Raw genomic sequence first — 17,403 nt, 5'->3', positions numbered from 1 at the left:
GTTGTGCCATTGCGTTTCTTACTTGGCGAAGAGCTGGCTCATATCCTTGAAGGCCTTGAATTCGAGGGCATTGCCGCAAGGGTCGAACAGGAACATCGTGGCTTGCTCGCCAACCTGTCCTTTGAATCGAATGTAAGGTTCGATCACAAATTCGGTACCGAAAGACTTGAGGCGCTCTGCCAGCGCTTCCCACTCTTCCCATCCCAGGATGATGCCGAAGTGAGGAACAGGAACGTCGTGCCCGTCGACCGGGTTGCTGTGAACGCTTTCCTGAGACGCGGTTTTCGGGTGTTCGTGAATCACCAGTTGATGCCCGTAAAAGTTGAAGTCGACCCATTGGTTGCTGGAACGACCCTCTTCCAGGCCGAAGACCTCACCGTAAAAAGTGCGGGCTGCAGCCAGGTTGTAAACGGGGATGGCGAGGTGGAATGGCGAAAGGCTCATCAGGACTCCGATACGGTTTTTGTGGTTGGTGAGCACATCGTAGGGCGACACTGACAGCAAAAAAATCAATATATATTTCTCAGAAACACAACTAATATTTGTGAATGATCAAAGAACTCAAGACCCTCATTGCCGTCGCCCGTGAAGGCACTTTCGCGGCTGCCGGCAACCGGATCGGCCTCACCCAGGCGGCGGTGAGCGCCCAGATTCAACGTCTGGAAGCCGAGCTCGGCTTTGAAATATTCGACAGAAAAGGACGCTCGGCCCACCTCAACAGGATGGGCCAGCAAGTCCTGCTTCAGGCGCAGGAGCTGCTTCGTCTTTACGACAACCTGGGATCGACCACCGTCGGTCTTTCCACCCGCATTCTGGTCAACGTCGGCGCTATCGCCTCAGTCCAGCGATCGTTTCTCCCGGACGCACTCGCCAGGTTCCACCAGCAGTGCCCGGAATGCCGAACGCGTGTCGTGCCCGGTCTTTCCATGGAGCTGGTGAATCTGGTGGACACCGGCGAAATCGACATGGCAGCGATCATTCGGCCGCCCTTCTCGCTTCAAAGCGATCTGCGCTGGACCACGCTGGCGCTTGAACCCTACCGTTTGATCGTGCCCAAGGACGTACCGGGAGAAGACTGGATCGAACTGCTCTCAAGCCTGCCGTTCATTCGCTATGACCGCTCCTCCTTCGGCGGCAGGCAGGTCGATCGTTTCCTGCGACAGATGCATTTCACTTTGCGTGAAGTCTCTGAGCTGGATGAGCTGGAGGCCATCATCAGGCTGGTGGAAAATGGCGTAGGGGTCGCGCTCGTGCCGCAGACGGCCACCCATCAGCAATGGCCGTCAGGTGTGCGGGCGCTTGATCTCGGCCAACACACCTTCCATCGTGATATCGGACTGGTGCACAGGCCTCGGCGAAGTTTCACCGAGCCTGTCAGGACATTGGCTGAACTTATTCTCGAGCAATTCAAGGTGGCGGCTGAGTGAGGGTCGATGGCTCACCCCTCAACAAGCCGCCCCGCAACCCACGCACGACTATACCCAAGCACTTTCCCCGCCAACCCCAGCGGAAAATGAATCACCCCATGTGCGGTTTCCGGCAACAGATGCACCTCCACTTCCGCCGCTCTACCCCAACGCTCAGCCAACTCAAGCGTGTCATCCCTGAGCGGATCCAGTTGCGCAGCAAACATCAACGCTGGCGGAAAACCGGTGAAGTCACCGTACAGCGGAGACAACGGCGCCTGCCGGCGTTCTTCATCGTTCAATCCCGGAGTGAGCATTTGCAGCGCTTCAACCATCCCCGGCCCATCCAGCAGCAAGGTCTCGGGCCCGGCGTTGCGTACGCTGGGGGTTCCGGTCAGGTCGTAGACGCCGTAATACAGCAGCGCCCCGCTCACCCGTTCGAGCAGGTCCGGCCACTGTTTGAGTTGCAGCAGGGTCGCGGCGGCAAGGTGGCCGCCTGCCGACTCGCCCACGACGATGACGGGCAGGTTCGCAAACTCGCGGCAGTCATCGCTCAGCAGCCAGCGGGCCGCCGTGAGGCAGTCCTGCATGACGCCCTCGATCGGAGTCGAGACCACAAGCCGATAGTCGACCGAGACCACTGCCACGTCGCAGGCTTTCACCATGGCGATGTTGAGGGGATCGTTCATCTGCGCGTTGCCGATGACCCAGCCGCCGCCATGGAAATCCAGCACTACGCCTTTGGCCTTTGTCTTTGGCCGAATAATCCGCACCGGCACTGACGCGCCGTCGACACCCACCACTTTTCGTTCGGCCTTAAGCCCGTGCTTGAGCAACTTTCTTGCGCCGCCCAATTGGCTTAGGCGCAACAACAACTGAATCGCCCGTGGGGTGATGCGATTGCGGATGCGAAAGCGCGGCAGCCGGGCAAGCTTGCAGTTGAACGCGCGCAATTGCGCCAACTCGTTATCGTCTGCGGGCCAACGGGTTGATGTCTTCATTTCGTCCTGGCTCATCGGCGGTTGTTGCGCAGGATATCAGCGGTTGCGGTCTGTTCCAGCCTGGATGCCTGGAGCAACGCAAAAAGCTCATTGGCCGTTTGTCGCGCCGTTGATAGGAATAGGCAATGATCAAAGACAAACCGACATAGGTGAGTGTTTCTTCGATGGATACCATGAGTTGAAACCGGATTAACTGGAGCCCGTCATGACCACCACCAAAACCCTCTTCATCACCGGCGTCAGCAGCGGCTTCGGCCACGCGCTGGCCAAGGAAGCGCTGGGCGCCGGTCACCGCGTCATCGGCACCGTGCGCAGCGAAGCCGATCTGCAAGCCTTTCAGGCTCTTTCTATCGATAATGCGTACGGCGTGCTGCTGGACGTCACCGACTTCGACCGCATCGAAGGCGTCGTGGCGACTGTCGAAGCGACCCACGGCCCGGTCGATGTGCTGGTCAACAACGCCGGCTACGGTCACGAAGGCATTTTCGAAGAATCGCCGCTGGAGGACATGCGCCGCCAGTTCGACGTGAATGTGTTCGGCGCGGTCGCGGTGACCAAGGCGTTTGTGCCGTTCTTTCGCCAGCGGCGGGCGGGTCATATTCTCAATATCACCTCGATGGGCGGCACAATCACCATGCCGGGTATCGCGTACTACTGTGGCAGCAAGTTTGCGCTCGAAGGCATCTCCGATACCCTGAGCAAGGAACTGGCGCCGTTCAATATCTTCGTGACCGCCGTCGCACCGGGTTCATTTCGGACCGACTGGGCCGGCCGTTCGATGCAGCGCACGCCCCGCAGCATCGCCGACTATGACGCCAGCTTCGATCCGGTGCGCAAGGCGCGCGAAGACAAGAGCGGCAAGCAGCTCGGCGATCCGCGCAAAGCGGCGCAGGCGATGTTGCAGATCATCACCAGCCCTGCTCCGCCAGCGCATCTGTTGCTGGGCAGCGATGCATTGAACCTGGTGCGCGACAAGCTGAAACGTGCCGCCAGCGAGATCGATCAATGGGAAGCCCTGACCCGCTCCACCGACCATTGAACGGCCCACAGAGAGAACGCAATGAAACAGGCCGACCCAAGCACTTCGCGCATGGTGCAGCTCATGGAGACGCTGGCACCGGTCGAGGGCTACAACCTCAGCGCGCTGGAGGGCGTGCGCTTCCTGCGCTCGAACCGGCCACTGACCCGCACGCCGGTGCTGTACGACCCCGGCATCGTGATTCTCTGTCAGGGTCAAAAGCGCGGTTATCTGGGCGATGACGTCTACGTCTATGACGCCCAACATTACCTGGTGGTGTCGGTTCCGATCCCCTTCACCATGGAGACCGACGCCTCTGAGGACGAGCCAATGCTCGCGATCTATATGCAACTCGATTTCCAGGTGGCCAGCGAGTTGATGCCGCAGGTGGATGAGATTCACGGCCCGAGTGATGCGCCACCCAAGGGCATGTTTGCCTCGCCGATGGACGACCGCCTGCGCGCATCGACGCTGCGCTTTCTCGAAGCCATGAGTATTGAGGGTGAGGCACAGATATTGGGGCCAGCGCTGTTGCGGGAAATCTATTACCGCATCCTGACTGGAGAACAAGGCGGTTCGATGCGCGCCGCACTCAATCGACAGGGACACTTCGGCAAGGTGACGCGGGCGATCCGCAAGATCCACAGCAGCTATCAGGAGCGCCTGGACGTCGAGCAACTGGCCCGCGAAGCGAGCATGAGCGTGCCCAGTTTTCACCTGCACTTTCGCAGCGTGACGGACGCCTCGCCCATGCAATACCTGAAGTCGACACGCCTGCATCAGGCGCGACTTTTGATGTTGCGCCATGCCATGACCGCGTCAGCGGCGGCGTTCAGTGTCGGCTATGAAAGCGCTTCGCAATTCAGCCGCGAGTTCAAACGCTTCTTCGGCCGAACGCCGCAAGCGGAGATCGAGTGGATGAAGGCAACGTATGCGTTGCCTGCGCCGACGTCGGCCTCGGTTTATGTTTCGTCGCATTAGCCGATCAGGCATCTACAGGTGACTGCGGGGTGTCTGGGTCCAGTTGCCGACGGCGGAACTGTCCAGGTGGCTGGCCGTGGATCTGGCGAAAGCGCCGGGAGAAATAAGCTTCATCCGCAAAACCACACAGCCTCGCCACCTCGCCCACTGGCCGGGCTCCATTGAGCAGGTAATTGCGCGCCGCGTGCATTCTGCGTTCCAGCACCAGCTCGGTGAAGGTCTTGCCGATTTCCTTGCGCAGCCAGTGCGTGAGGTAAGTCGGTGACAGGTAGGTCGCCGCCGCCACCTTGATCAGATTGAGATCGGGGTCGGCAATATTCTTGCGCAGGTACTCGAACATCCGGCTCAGTGCATCCCGTCGACTGGCCTGTGCTGCGTTTTCTTCCGCCAGGCGTTTGAGCGGTTCGGCATACAGGACGCACACCTTGCCCACCAGTTGCAGCAGCAATCCCTTGAGCACTTCGCGCGTACCGAACTGACGATTCTCGTCCAGCCTGCGCATCTGTTCGATCAGGCCACAGACCTCGTTGAAATCCTCATTCCCCAGAATGAAATCCAGATGCTCCTGAAAGCGAAACGGCGACAGTTCGGGCGCCAGGAGAATCGATACCTCCTCCAGATCCATTGGGTCGCACTGCAAATGCGGCAACAGAAAGGTCTGGGAAAAGTTGATCACCATGAAATTGCTGTCCGCCGGATGCGGGATGACATGCACACGGTGCGGCAGGATGAATGCCAGTGCGTTACGCGGAAACGGACGAACCGCGTTGCCTATGTGCTGCACCGTGTCGCCGCCGAGGTTGATCTGGATCTGGAAGTATTCGTGTCGGTGCGGGCCAGTCTCGGCGCGGCGACCTTTCTTGTCACGAATGTAGAAATCCATCATCTCGCTGCGTTGCTGCATGACGTAGGTGGGCACACGGCATTGTGACGTCATTTCTTGAGAATCCTCGACAGGTACTCGGGCAGGTTTTCCTGGCGTTGCCGAGTAATCGGCGTGGCTCATCTTGAAGGTTCGGCGCCGCCCCTTCAAGCAGTCATACGACGACGCCAGACTCAGTGTTTTTTCTACACCGCCACTGCCAATGATCACTGTCCAAAAAACGCGTCCGCAAATTCAGTATTTTTTCCTTTTAAAAACAGTCGGATAGAAAATAAACCAGAGAGCATCTGGAAAATTTACTGTGTGGACTTTTTTTGGACAGGTTTATCCGACGCGCCCTTCTCCGGAAAAAATGATCTAACACCTTGATTGATTTCAAGAGGTTGTACGACCACTGTATTTCCCACGCCCAACCTCTTTCAAAAACAACAGAAGGTGCGCACGTCATGAATCCGCTATTGCTCCCCGCCGCCCCTCCCCACCCTTTACCGACGATGCCAGCCGGAAGACGTCCCTGAACGTCTGACCCTGGCCGTTTTTGCCATTGGTTTCAACTTCGATTGCCTTGCCCCCGAACAGCGGGCAACGGCGTCGGCTGTCCGCAAACAACTCGACACTTCTAACAATAACGAGGTCCACTCATGTCGAATTCACACACCTCCCCCACCACCGCCCCGCCGTTGATTGCCGGCGACAGGGACGCCGCCTCTTCCCGGCGACTGCCGACGCGGCGACGCTGGTTCATGCTCTCGCTGCTGCTGATTGCGACGATCATCAATTACATCGACCGGGTGAACATCTCGATCGCCGCCCCGTTCATGGCCAAGGACCTGGGTCTGGACAAGATCGAAATGGGGCTGATTTTCTCTGCCTTTGCCTGGACCTACGCACTCGCTCTCGTGCCGGCCGGATTTATCGCCGACCGCTTCGGCTCACGCTTCACCTACGGGGTTTCACTGATCAGTTGGTCGACCGTCACGGTGTTTCAAGGCTTCGCCACGGGTTTCGCTTCGCTGTTCGGCTTGCGTCTGGCCGTCGGGGCGATGGAAGCGCCGGCGTTTCCGGCCAACAGCCGTGCGGTAACCGTATGGTTTCCGGCGCGGGAACGGGGACTGGCCAGCAGCATTTACGTCTGCGGGCAGTACCTGGGCACGGCACTGTTTACCGGTGCCCTGCTGTGGCTGGCCACAACCTTTGACTGGCGCCATGTCTTCTACAGCACCGGCGCGCTCGGCATCGTCTTCGGTGTGCTGTGGCTGTATCTGTATCGCGATCCGCTGAACTGCAAGAAGGTCAGCAAAGAAGAGTTGAAATACATCGAGGCCGGTGGCGGACTGGTCAAGAGCAGCCAGGAACGCACCCGTTTCAACTGGCGGCAGATCGCCGAGCTGTTCAGCTATCGCCAGGTCTGGGCCATTTGTATCGGCAAGTTCGCCAGCACCTCGGCGCTGTACTTCTTCCTCACCTGGTTCCCGACCTATCTGATTGAAGAACGCCATCTGACCACGATCAAGGCCGGGATCTTTGCCGTGATGCCCTTCGTGGGCGCAACGGTCGGCATCCTGCTCGCCGGCATCGTCTCCGACCTGTTGATCCGTCGTGGCTATTCAATGTCTTTCGCCCGGAAACTGCCGCTGGTAGTCGGGTCGATGCTGGGCATGTCGATCGTGCTGGTGAACTTCACCGACTCGAACGTCATCTGCATCGCCGTGCTGACCATTGCCTTCTTCGCGCAGGGCATCGCGTCGTCCTCGTGGGCGGCGGTGTCGGAGGTGGCGCCCAAGGAACTGATCGGGCTGACCGGCGGGATCACCAGCCTGGCCGCCAACATCGGCGGCATTGTGACCCCGATCGTGATCGGCGCCATCGTCCACGCCACCGGCTCGTTCGCCTGGGCGTTCTGGTTCATCGGCGCCGTGGCGCTGATCGGCACTCTCTCCTACTCATTGCTGCTCGGTCGCCTGTACCGCATCGAGTTGAAAACGCGCTGAAGCAAGAATCACCGTTTTCTCCAACAGGAGGCGGCTTTCGTCCAACTTCGCCAACGATTGCCGCCGTACGCTGACCTTTCACACAGGACTTGAACCAGGATGAACATGACCGAGTACGTCTTTACCCCGGATCTGCCAGTGACCTTGCCGGTTGTCGGCAGCGAGCAACGCTTTCCCGTCGGACGCGTGTTTTGCGTCGGCCGCAACTACCCGTGGCCGGACACGCTGGGCCAACCGCGTCAGCCACCGGTGTTCTTCATGAAACCGGCCAGCAGTGTCGTCGACGCTGCCGGCGAAGTGATCTTCCCGTCACTGACCGAAGAGTTCGCCCATGAAATCGAACTGGTCGTGGCCATCGGCGAAGGCGGCGCGCAGATCCCCGAAAGCCAGGCGCTGGCCTATGTCTGGGGGTACGCCGCCGGACTGGACCTGACCCGCCGTGACGTACAGCGACTGGCCAAGCGCGACGGCTTGCCATGGGAAGGTGCCAAGGTGTTTGACGGCGCCGCACCGATGACCGCCATTGTGCCGGTCACTCGGACCGGTCGGCTCGAAGGGGAATTATGGTTGAGCGTGAACGGTGAAGAACGCCAGCGCGATCGTCTCGACAGCCAGATCTGGTCGGTGAGTGAAGTCATCAGCCGCATCTCGCAATCCGTAACACTCAAGGCCGGTGACCTGATCATGACCGGCAGCCCCGCCGGCGTCGATATCCTGCAACCCGGCGACGTCATCAGTGCCGGGATCGACGGCATCGGCCAACTCGAAATGCGCGTCGGCCCACGGCCTTGAGTCTGTCCTTAAGTGATTGGAAAAAAGGAGAACAACAAGATGTCTGACACTCAATCCTTGAAAGTGGCCCTGGTGACCGGCGCCGGCAGCGGGATCGGCCGTTCGGTGGCACTGGGCCTGCTGGCCGACGGATACACCCTGGTGCTGGCCGGGCGCCGGCCCGAACCCTTGCAGGCGTTGGTCGATCTGGCGGCCAGCGAAGGAAACGAAGCGCTGGCGGTGCCCACTGATGTACGCGACCCGGCCAGTGTCGATCAGCTGTTTGCAACCATTGCCGAAGTCTATGGACGCCTGGACGTGGTCTTCAACAACGCCGGGGTCAATGCCCCCGCCGTGCCGCTGGATGAGCTGACGTTCGAGCAGTGGCGAAACGTGATCGACACCAACCTCAACGGGGTTTTTCTCTGCGCCCGTGGCGCGTTCGGGCTCATGCGCCGGCAGCAGCCACAGGGCGGACGCATCATCAACAACGGTTCGATTTCGGCTCACACCCCGCGTCCTTTCAGTAGCGCGTACACCGCCAGCAAACACGCGGTGCTGGGGCTGACCAAATCACTGGCGCTGGATGGTCGGGAATTCAATATCGCCTGCAGCCAGATCGATATCGGCAATGCCTTGACCGAAATGTCGGTGCGCATGACCAAAGGCGTGCGTCAGGCCAACGGCAGCATCGCCGTTGAGCCGATGGTCGACGTCAAGCATGTCGCCGACGCCGTGCGCTACATCGCCGGTCTGCCCCTGTCGGCCAACGTCCTGAACATGACCGTCATGGCCACTGCCATGCCGTTTGCCGGCCGCGGTTGAGCCGGCTTTTTTATTGCGTAAGTGAGGTTTACATGAAGCCAGAAGTCTTGCAGCTGAGCCCGATCCTGATTCCGCAAATCAATGCCCGTCTCGGCGAACTGTTCACGATCAGGCATTATTTCGAGCAGGCCGACAAAGCGGCGTATTTGCAGGAACACGGCGCCAACATTCGCGGCGTGATCACCGGTGGCCACACGGGCATCAGCCAGGCGCTGATGGCGCAACTGCCCAAACTGGAAGTGGTGGCGGTCAACGGTGTCGGCACCGATGCGGTTGATCTGGCCTACGCCCGGGATCGCGGGATTCGCGTGACGGCGACCATCGGCGCACTGACCGAAGACGTGGCCGACCTGGCCATCGGCTTGCTGATCGCCGTGTGCCGTGGGTTGTGTACCAGTGACCGTTACGTGCGCTCGGGCCAGTGGCCGCAGAGCCCGACGCCGCTTGCACCGCTGCCGCTGGCACGTCAGGTGTCCGGCATGCGGATCGGCATCGTGGGCATGGGCCGGGTCGGCCGAGCGGTCGCCACCCGGGCAGCCGCGTTTGGCTGTCCGATCAGCTACACCGATCTGCAACCGATGAGCGATGTCAGCCATACCTTCATCGCCGACCTCAAGCAACTGGCCCGCGACAGTGATGCGCTGATTCTCGCGGCGGCCGCCGACAAGGCCGAGGCCATCATCGATGCCTCCGTGCTGCAGGCACTGGGCAAGGGCGGCTACCTGATCAACGTCGCCCGAGGAAAACTGGTCAACGAAACCGATCTGGTGGCGGCCCTGACGGCTGGCGAGATCGCGGGTGCGGCACTGGATGTTTTCGTCGACGAGCCTAACGTGCCTGAAGCCTTGTTTGCCCAGGAACAAGTGGTGCTGCAACCGCATCGCGCCAGCGCGACCCTGCAGACCCGCACCCGCATGGGCGAGATGGTTGTGGCGAGCCTGGTGGACAGTTTTGCCGGAAAGACTCCGCCAGGGTGCGTGACCGGCTGAGCCTAACAGTCATCGGGGGCCGCAGCCCCCGCTGACAGATTACAGCCCGACTACAACGTGTAAGAAATGCCGACCTGCACCGTTCTCGGTGCCCCCGGATAGGCGTAGACGTTACCGAATGCACCCTCGTCGTAGTCCCGGTCAAACAGGTTCTTCAGGTCGAGATTGAGACGTAACTTGTCATTGACCTTGTAGTAGCTGAGCAGGTCGACAACGGTGTAGCTCCCCATCGAAAACGCGGTGTTCGCCGTTTGCCCCGCGCGCTCATCGACATATTTGACGCCTGTTCCCAGACCCAGACCACTGAGGGCACCGTCCTGGAACTCATAGACGTTGAGCAGGCTGAAGCTGTTTTTCGGGATGTTCATCAGTCGCGTGCCGGAGCGGATCACGTTGTCCTTGGTCACCTCGGCATCGACGTAGGCGTAACCCCCGATGACACGCCACTCGGGAGTCAGGTTGCCGGCAACATTGAGGTCAAATCCCCGGCTGCGAACTTCCCCGGCAGCCACACTGAAAGTCGAGTCCACCGGGTCAGTGGTCAGGACATTGCGCTTTTCAATCTGATAGATCGCCGCGTCAACGCTCAACTGATGATCCAGCGCTTCCCATTTGACGCCCATCTCCCAGGACTTGCCTTTCTCCGGTTCAAAGCCCCCGCCCTGTCGGCTCGCGCCGGTATTGGGCTTGAATGAACGCGCGGTGTCCGCGTAGACCGCGAGGGTGTCGGTCAGGTCGTAGGTCACACCGACGCGGGGCGTGACGGCATTGTCACTGGCCTGCCAGTTCTTGCCGCCGGGCACGTAGGTTTCGTAGTCGTGTTCGAAGCGTTCGAAACGTGCGCCGGCCAGCACTTTCAACCGATCGGTAAGCGCTACCTGGTCCTGTACGAACGCGGCGTAGGTCTTGAGATTTTCCTTGTCGTGGGTCGGAGTGCGCGTCAGTGCCGGACGGGGCTGCCCATACACCGGATTGAAGATATCGATCGGATAGGCACTTACCGCGCCGCTGGAGCGCTGGATGATCGACTGGTAGTCGTAGTCCTCGTATTCGATACCGGTGAGCAATGTGTGCTGCAGGCCGCCCGTGGAGAAGTGACCGGTCAGGTTGAGCTGAGTGTCCTTGTCGGTCCACTCCAGCTTGCGGTAGTTGAAATTTCGTCCCAGGGTCCGGCCGTCGGCGGCAATGCCGTTGGCTTCAATGGCATTGCCCTGCAAGGTACCGTCGAGCCACTGGAAGCCACCGCCGAGCGTCCAGTCCTCATTGAGCACATGCTCGAAGCGCAATTGCGCCATGTTGTTGTCGTTGTGCAATTTGCCAGCGTCCGGTTCACCGAAGAAGGTGTCACGGGAGGCAGTGCCGATCTGCCGGGGATAACGCGTCGCGCCCCGGTCCAGCGGATGGTTGTTGCGCATGAAGTCACCCTCGAAGATCACTCGGGTGTCATCGCTGGCTTGCCAGGTCAGCACGGGGGTCACGCCGTAGCGTTCGGTTTCGACGTGGTCGTGGAAGGTATCGCCGCCCTCGCCCACCACGTTCAGGCGATAGGCCAGACGCCCCTCTTCATCGAGCGGACCGGAAGCATCCAGGGTACCGCGGCGCATGCCTTGGTCATTCAACTGGCTGCCGAGTGTGACCGTGCGCTCGGGCAACGGTTGTTTGGAAACGACATTGAAGGTGCCACCCGGATCGCCACGGCCGTAGAGCATGGTCGCCGGACCGCGCAGGACCTCAAGACGCTCGATGGTGTTGGCATCCGGCATGTTCGGATACCCGCGATTGATCGGGAAACCATTACGGTAGAACTCGCCGGTGGTAAATCCGCGCACGGTGAACGTGGTCAGTCCCTGGCCGCCGAAATTGTTGGCTCGCCCTACGCCGCCCGCGTAATCCAGTGCGTCCTGCAGCCGGGTAGCACCGATGTCTTCGACCGCGTCTTTAGTGACGACACTGATCGACTGCGGGGTTTCATGGATCGAGGTATCGGTTCGGGTGGCGCTGGCCGAACGGGTCGCGCGATATCCGTGTACCGGGCCGTCCGCTCTTTCGTAATCCGCGGTACCGACCACATCGGTTGCCTCCAGCTCCAGCGCTGACACCGTTGAATCGGATGGCTCGGCCCACGCAAAGGGAGACAACGTTTGCAACACACAGATGGACAGCAGAGTTCGACGCATGAGGAGAAAACCTTACGGATAGGCCAGAACGAAGGGGATAACTGCCAGCAAAAACGCGGCGGATGGTATACCACCCGCCGCGCAATTGATAGGCATTCCCATTCGTTTGTGCAGCTGACTCTCACCTCTTGCGTCTATTTCCTGCTCACACGCTCAACAGGCGTTTCGTGGTCGCCATTGACGTACTCAACGACTGTCCTGTGCGTTGCAGTTTGTTCAGCAAACTGGCCCCCAGCCACAGTTGATACAGGGTTTCAGCCAGTTGCCGAGCATCGCCCTCAGGCAAGCTTTTTTCGACCTGGCCCTGTTCGATGCACTCGCTGATGCGCGCCACCACTCGCTCTGCACCATCACGCAAGGTCAGGCGCATGGTTTCGGAAAGGTCAGCCACCTCGGCGCTGAGTTTCACCACCAGGCATTCGTCGCCATGGCCTTCCAGGGTGCAGCGATCCTGCCAGCCTTGCCAATAATCCATCAGCCGTTCATAGGCGCTCAGGCCGGGCAGCGTCAGGCGTCGCTCCATGTCCGCCAGATAGTCGACGAAGTAATCCTCGAGCAAGGCCTGACCGTACAGTTCCTTGGATTTGAAGTAGTGATAGAACGAGCCCTTGGGCACGCCGGCGGTCTGCAGGATCTCGTTCAGGCCGACACTGGTGAAGCCTTTCTCGGCCATCATCCGGTGGCCGGTGTCGAGCAAATGTTGGCGGGTGTCGTCGTAGGTCGGTTTCATGGGGCACGAATTACCAGGCAATAGACCAGTCGTTTATCTCAAAGGAACGCGAGTTTGCCACACCTGTCCATGAAAAAGCTTCAGAGAAAAAATTACTAGACGACTGGTCTAATTGGAAACTATGCTGCGCCCCGACAAACTTTTTCCCGGTGTCGATCCTGTGCGAATCCCTTGCTCATGAACGCTGCCAGACCAACCCAGGGTGCTCTATGAAAATCTTGATGGTTTTGACTTCCCACGATCAACTCGGCAACACCGGCAAGAAAACCGGCTTCTGGCTCGAAGAGTTCGCCGCCCCCTACTACGCCTTCAAGGACGCCGGTGCCGACGGCACACTGGTTTCGCCCGCCGGCGGCCAGCCGCCGCTTGATCCGAAGAGCGACGAGCCCGACGCTCAGACGACTGAAACCGATCGCTTCCGCCAGGACCCTGCGGCCCAACAGGCACTCGCGAGCACCGGCCGCCTGGCCGACGTCCGCGCCGAAGATTTCGATGCCGTGTTTTATCCAGGTGGCCATGGCCCGCTCTGGGACCTGGCCGAAGACAAGCATTCGATTGCCCTGATCGAAGCCTTCGCGCGCAGCGACAAGCCTCATGGTTTTGTCTGCCACGCGCCGGGGGTGCTGCGTCATGTCGTCGACGCAGACGGTAAACCGCTGATCCAGCATCGCGAAGTGACCGGTTTCACCAATTCCGAAGAGGCGGCCGTCGGTTTGACGGATGTCGTACCTTTCCTGATCGAAGACGAGTTTCAGCGTCTTGGCGGTCGCTATTCCAAAGTTGCGGATTGGCAAGTTCATGTCGTGACGGATGGAAAACTGGTCACCGGCCAGAATCCTGCCAGCTCGGCAGCTGTCGCCGAAAAACTGCTGAAGCTGCTGGGCTGAAGCTTTCCGCTACATCCTCGAACAACTGATCCGGACACCGTGTGTGCGTTGCACGGTGTTCTTTTTTCGCCACTTGAATAGTCGACTGGTCTAATAAGGCCATGAAAAGGTATTTCCATGAACCACAGCAGTTTCTTTACACCCGTCACCCTGGGCCGCCACATCCTGAAAAACCGCATAGTCCTGCCGCCCCTCACCCGCCAGCGCAGCACCCAACCGGGCAATGTCGCCAATGAATTGATGGCCGAGTATTACCAGCAGCGGGCCGGTGCGGGCTTGCTGGTGACTGAAGGCACTCAGATCGAACCCCGTGGCCAGGGTTACGCCTGGACCCCGGGCATTCATACACCTGAGCAAATTGCCGGTTGGCGCAAGGTCACCGAGGCTGTCCACGCCAGTGACGGCGTGATTTTCGCGCAGCTATGGCACGTCGGTCGCGTATCCCATACTGCCCTGCAACCCAATGGCGACGCACCGGTGTCGGCCTCCGCCATCGCCACCGACCGGATCAGTGTGTTCATCGAAACCGCGCCCGGTGTGGGCGCTCTGGTTCCGCCGTCCGCGCCTCGAGCGCTGACCACCGATGAAGTCCAGGAACTGGTTCAGCTGTACATCCAGGCGGCGCGCAATGCCATGGACGCCGGTTTCGACGGTATCGAACTGCATTGTGCCAATGGTTATCTGGTGAACCAGTTCATCTCCGCCCACAGCAATCTGCGCACCGATCAATACGGCGGTTCGCTGCATAACCGTTTGCGCTTTCTGCGTGAAGTGGTGGCCGGGGTCGCCGAATGCATCGGCAAAGAAAAGGTCGGCGTGCGCTTTGCCCCGCTGTTCACCACCACCGATGAAGAGCGGACTTATCTGGGTATGGTCGAGGAAGACCCGCACACCACCTATATCGAAGCGATCAAGGTGCTGCAAGACGTCGGCATCGCCTACCTGTCCATCGCCGAAGCCGACTGGGACGACGCGCCAGTGATGCCGGAAACCTTCCGTCGAGCGGTACGCGACACCTTCAGCGGCGCGATCATCTACGCGGGCCGCTACAACGCCGAAAGCGGTGCGCGGTTGCTTGAATCCGGATTGGCGGACCTCGTGGCTTTCGGTCGCCCGTTCATGGCTAACCCGGACCTGCCCGCGCGGATCGCCAATGGCTGGCCGCTGAATTCGCTGAACCCGGCCACGGTGTATGGCGGCCATGCCGAAGGCTATGTGGATTACCCGGTGTACGGAGAGTAGCTTTCGCTGGCGACACTTTTGGCGAGCTGATTGCGGCCCGCCCCTTTGGCTTGATACAGCGCCTGATCTGCCGCAGCGATCAGGCCTTGTACCGTGTCCAGTTGCGACCCTGTGGCGGCCGCAGTGCCGATGCTCACACTCACTCGGCCGAATGGACTGGTCCGGTGAGCGATAGGCTCTTGCGCCAAGCGTTTCAGGATTATTTGCGCCACGACCGCTGCGCCGTCCCTCGTCTCGACTAGACGATTTTCAAAGTCTTGAGAATCACCAGCGTATTCTCGGCAAACGCTTGAGCCTGCCAGGTCAGTTCGGCAAGGTTTTCTTCAGCGGTGGTCAGGGCCCTGCCGTCCTTCAGAAGACCTTCGCCCTGGCCGCCGATGATGCCCCACGCCAGTTGCGCCCATTCAGCCGGGTGCTTTTTGCCTTGCTTGATCGAGATCAGGAACAACTGCTGGAAGCGGCTGACCGTCACGCCACCACCGGTCACCGGACTCGCCAGGGTCTGAATCCTGTTGCCGTACAACGAACGCTTGCACAGCTGCAGGTTGAGGGTGTTGCAACGGGCCTGCACCAGCTTTTCAGAGGCCTCGCTCTGACAGGGCGCTACAACGCTCATGCCGATCAGCACGTTGAGGGCCTGCTCGACGTCGCCATAGGCCAACGAGGGCACGAGATCCAGCAAATGCCGCAAGGTCTTCGGCACATAGGCGTCATCCGCCAGGGCTGCGAGTACCGGGCCATAGATCTCTGCCTGCAGCGTCGCTGCGCCCGCCGGACCGGTGACGTTGGCCGGCACGCTGTCGGCTGCCTGCAACAGGACGAAGCGCGTGCTGAGCATCCGCTCACGGTGCTCGGAGGCGGACAGCTTGTTGGCGCCACGCACATAAAGATCCCGGCGGAAACTCTGGTTCACAAAGTAGTCACGCGCCTGCTCACGCATGACGGGATGCTCGATACCTTCCAGAAAGTCCATGCCTTCGGCGCTCAGGTTGAGCGGGTCGACGGAGTCCAGCGGCACGGCTGTCGTGGCGTAATCGAGCTTGGCGGGTGCCAGGGCATCCACCACGTCGGTGAAATACATGCAGTTCCAGTCGCGGTTGAAATACTCATGGGCGACGTACTGGCGATCCTGACCCTTGATGCTCTGGAGCTTGGCGTCCAGCCCCGGTGCGGAGTTGGCATATTTAGGATTTGCAGCCAGCAGCGCTTCGGAAAATTGCAGCGCAGCGTCGATACGTTGATCAGGGCGCGCAGACGGCTGGCTGGCGAAACGGTCGTGCAGACTGAACAGTTGGCGCAACGGTGCCTGAGGCGACCAGCCCGGGAAGCAGTTGTAGCTGACGTAGAGCAGACCACCTGGCTTGAGATGACGGCGGACGAATTCCACGATCAGCTTATGGTTATCGCGGCTGACCCAGGTCCAGATGCCATGCAGGCTGATGCTGTCGAACTGGGGCAAGTCATGGCGGGCCAGCAACTGCTCGAAGCTGTCGTCATACAGTCGCGCATCGCTGCCCCAGTCTCTGGCCAGAGCGATGGCATGGGACGCCTGACCCGGGTGGAAGTCGGTACCGACATAGGAGCCTGGATTGCCCGCGGCATGGATGTTGATCGAAACGCCCTGACCAAAGCCCAGCTCACAGTGATAACCGTCGGTGCTCTCCAGCGTGGCGAAACCGCGCAGCAGCAGACAATAACGCTGGAAAACCGGATTGATTTCCCGGCTATACCCGTAGGTGTAGCCTTCGTCCGTGAAATATCCCTCGTTCCAGGCATTGCTCATGCGTGCACCCTACTCTGATATCGGAAATGAAAGTCGCTCTTATACGGGGTAGTGATGGCGTATCACAAGAGGAGAAGCTATCAGGCAAACGCGTCTTCGATAAATGCCTCTAGCGTCTCTTCCTCGAGGATTTCGATCGAGAAGTGACCGAAGCGCTTGGGCAACCAGATGATGCGTGCCCCTGCCGGTGATTGGAGATGTTCGCGGACCAACGGTTTACCGTTTTCATCTTCGGGCTGTACGCCTTCAGCGACAAGCTCGTCGTAGGCTTTTTCGATATCGGGAGTCGAATAGCAGTGACGGTAGATCATGCCCTCGCCTGCGCTATCCAGGAGCTCCCGCAGATTACCGGCCAATGGCTGAACCAGCATGAAACGCTCCTGCCCGATCAACGCAATCGCATAACGCACATGCAGGCCGCCCCGCTCCCACACCAGCGTCCTGGAGGTTCTCGCCTTTAATATTTGCGCGTAGTACGCGCAGGCTTCTTCGAGGTTATTGACGAGTACATCGACGTGACTGAACTTGAGTTGCATTGCCTGCCTCCTGCCGAACGGACGCACATGGTAACCAACAACGCGTGCTCAAACGTGAGCAAAAACTTTCCTGCGGGCAAAACAAAACCCCAACTGCTTTCGCAATTGGGGTTTCGGAATTTAATCTTGACGATGACCTACTCTCACATGGGGAAACCCCACACTACCATCGGCGATGCATCG

Annotated in this window: 16 protein-coding genes and 1 pseudogene; 9 read left to right on the top strand and 8 right to left on the bottom strand. The window is 59.8% G+C overall.

Translation table 11 applies throughout. From position 1 onward, the window contains the following. Positions 1-18: 18 nt before the first annotated feature. A complete protein-coding gene (locus EIY71_RS22225) occupies positions 19-444 on the bottom strand; it encodes a VOC family protein (protein WP_011333668.1) in 426 nt (141 codons plus the stop codon). Between the two features lie 104 nt (positions 445-548). Here EIY71_RS22225 and EIY71_RS22220 point away from each other — a divergent pair, with 104 nt between their 5' ends. Next, complete coding sequence (locus EIY71_RS22220; protein WP_039771013.1) at positions 549-1,427, top strand: LysR substrate-binding domain-containing protein; 879 nt, start codon at positions 549-551, stop codon at positions 1,425-1,427. 11 nt (positions 1,428-1,438) lie between these two features. Here the strand turns inward: EIY71_RS22220 and EIY71_RS22215 are convergent, their stop codons facing one another. Further along, the gene (locus EIY71_RS22215; protein ID WP_134023174.1) at positions 1,439-2,407 is read right to left on the bottom strand and encodes an alpha/beta hydrolase; all 969 of its coding nucleotides are present in this window, start codon (positions 2,405-2,407) and stop codon (positions 1,439-1,441) included. Positions 2,408-2,612: 205 nt separating this feature from the next. Between EIY71_RS22215 and EIY71_RS22210 the strand changes: the two genes are divergently transcribed. After that, positions 2,613-3,446 carry an oxidoreductase gene (locus tag EIY71_RS22210; RefSeq protein ID WP_134023121.1) on the top strand — a complete coding sequence of 278 codons (834 nt, stop codon included), beginning with the start codon at positions 2,613-2,615 and terminating at the stop codon, positions 3,444-3,446. Positions 3,447-3,467: 21 nt separating this feature from the next. Continuing rightward, on the top strand, positions 3,468-4,406 hold the full coding sequence (locus EIY71_RS22205) for an AraC family transcriptional regulator (RefSeq protein WP_134023119.1): 939 nt from the start codon (positions 3,468-3,470) through the stop codon (positions 4,404-4,406). 4 nt (positions 4,407-4,410) lie between these two features. Here the strand turns inward: EIY71_RS22205 and EIY71_RS22200 are convergent, their stop codons facing one another. Then, on the bottom strand, positions 4,411-5,343 hold the full coding sequence (locus EIY71_RS22200; RefSeq protein ID WP_085747560.1) for an AraC family transcriptional regulator: 933 nt from the start codon (positions 5,341-5,343) through the stop codon (positions 4,411-4,413). A 587-nt stretch (positions 5,344-5,930) separates the two neighbouring features. On the opposite strand from EIY71_RS22200, the gene EIY71_RS22195 reads away from it, so the two are divergent. The 4 genes from EIY71_RS22195 (at position 5,931) to EIY71_RS22180 (ending at position 9,865) form a co-directional block, all read left to right on the top strand. Next, the gene (locus EIY71_RS22195) at positions 5,931-7,280 is read left to right on the top strand and encodes an MFS transporter (protein WP_102717362.1); all 1,350 of its coding nucleotides are present in this window, start codon (positions 5,931-5,933) and stop codon (positions 7,278-7,280) included. 99 nt (positions 7,281-7,379) lie between these two features. Further along, positions 7,380-8,072, top strand: a complete 693-nt coding sequence (locus EIY71_RS22190) for a fumarylacetoacetate hydrolase family protein (protein WP_134023117.1) — start codon at positions 7,380-7,382, stop codon at positions 8,070-8,072. Between the two features lie 39 nt (positions 8,073-8,111). Continuing rightward, positions 8,112-8,876, top strand: a complete 765-nt coding sequence (locus tag EIY71_RS22185) for an SDR family oxidoreductase (RefSeq protein ID WP_102686642.1) — start codon at positions 8,112-8,114, stop codon at positions 8,874-8,876. Between the two features lie 32 nt (positions 8,877-8,908). Then, positions 8,909-9,865 (top strand): 2-hydroxyacid dehydrogenase, encoded by a 957-nt coding sequence (locus EIY71_RS22180; protein ID WP_134023115.1) that lies wholly within the window; start codon positions 8,909-8,911, stop codon positions 9,863-9,865. Positions 9,866-9,915: 50 nt separating this feature from the next. Here the strand turns inward: EIY71_RS22180 and EIY71_RS22175 are convergent, their stop codons facing one another. Both EIY71_RS22175 and EIY71_RS22170 read right to left on the bottom strand, forming a co-directional pair. Beyond that, a complete protein-coding gene (locus EIY71_RS22175) occupies positions 9,916-12,042 on the bottom strand; it encodes a TonB-dependent siderophore receptor (protein WP_134023113.1) in 2,127 nt (708 codons plus the stop codon). 145 nt (positions 12,043-12,187) lie between these two features. After that, positions 12,188-12,772, bottom strand: a complete 585-nt coding sequence (locus tag EIY71_RS22170; protein ID WP_134023107.1) for a TetR/AcrR family transcriptional regulator — start codon at positions 12,770-12,772, stop codon at positions 12,188-12,190. A gap of 209 nt (positions 12,773-12,981) precedes the next feature. Here EIY71_RS22170 and EIY71_RS22165 point away from each other — a divergent pair, with 209 nt between their 5' ends. Next, positions 12,982-13,659: a type 1 glutamine amidotransferase domain-containing protein gene (locus EIY71_RS22165; RefSeq protein ID WP_134023105.1), complete on the top strand. Its 678-nt coding sequence runs from the start codon at positions 12,982-12,984 to the stop codon at positions 13,657-13,659. A 117-nt stretch (positions 13,660-13,776) separates the two neighbouring features. Further along, the gene (locus tag EIY71_RS22160) at positions 13,777-14,901 is read left to right on the top strand and encodes an alkene reductase (protein WP_085747568.1); all 1,125 of its coding nucleotides are present in this window, start codon (positions 13,777-13,779) and stop codon (positions 14,899-14,901) included. On the opposite strand, the pseudogene EIY71_RS22155 reads toward EIY71_RS22160, so the two are convergent. The 3 genes and pseudogenes from EIY71_RS22155 to EIY71_RS22145 form a co-directional block, all read right to left on the bottom strand. Continuing rightward, a pseudogene (locus tag EIY71_RS22155) lies at positions 14,880-15,128 on the bottom strand (GGDEF domain-containing protein); the annotation flags it as partial. The gene EIY71_RS22160 and the pseudogene EIY71_RS22155 overlap by 22 nt on opposite strands. 11 nt (positions 15,129-15,139) lie before the next feature. Then, positions 15,140-16,684, bottom strand: a complete 1,545-nt coding sequence (locus tag EIY71_RS22150) for a class I SAM-dependent methyltransferase (RefSeq protein WP_134023103.1) — start codon at positions 16,682-16,684, stop codon at positions 15,140-15,142. Positions 16,685-16,764: 80 nt separating this feature from the next. Continuing rightward, on the bottom strand, positions 16,765-17,220 hold the full coding sequence (locus tag EIY71_RS22145) for a VOC family protein (protein ID WP_085747571.1): 456 nt from the start codon (positions 17,218-17,220) through the stop codon (positions 16,765-16,767). Between the last annotated feature and the right edge of the window lie 183 nt (positions 17,221-17,403).

Origin of the sequence: Pseudomonas sp. CH235 (genome assembly GCF_004368175.1) — a bacterium.
Lineage (GTDB): Bacteria > Pseudomonadota > Gammaproteobacteria > Pseudomonadales > Pseudomonadaceae > Aquipseudomonas > Aquipseudomonas paraglycinae.
This window is presented reverse-complemented; position numbering and strand designations above follow the sequence as displayed.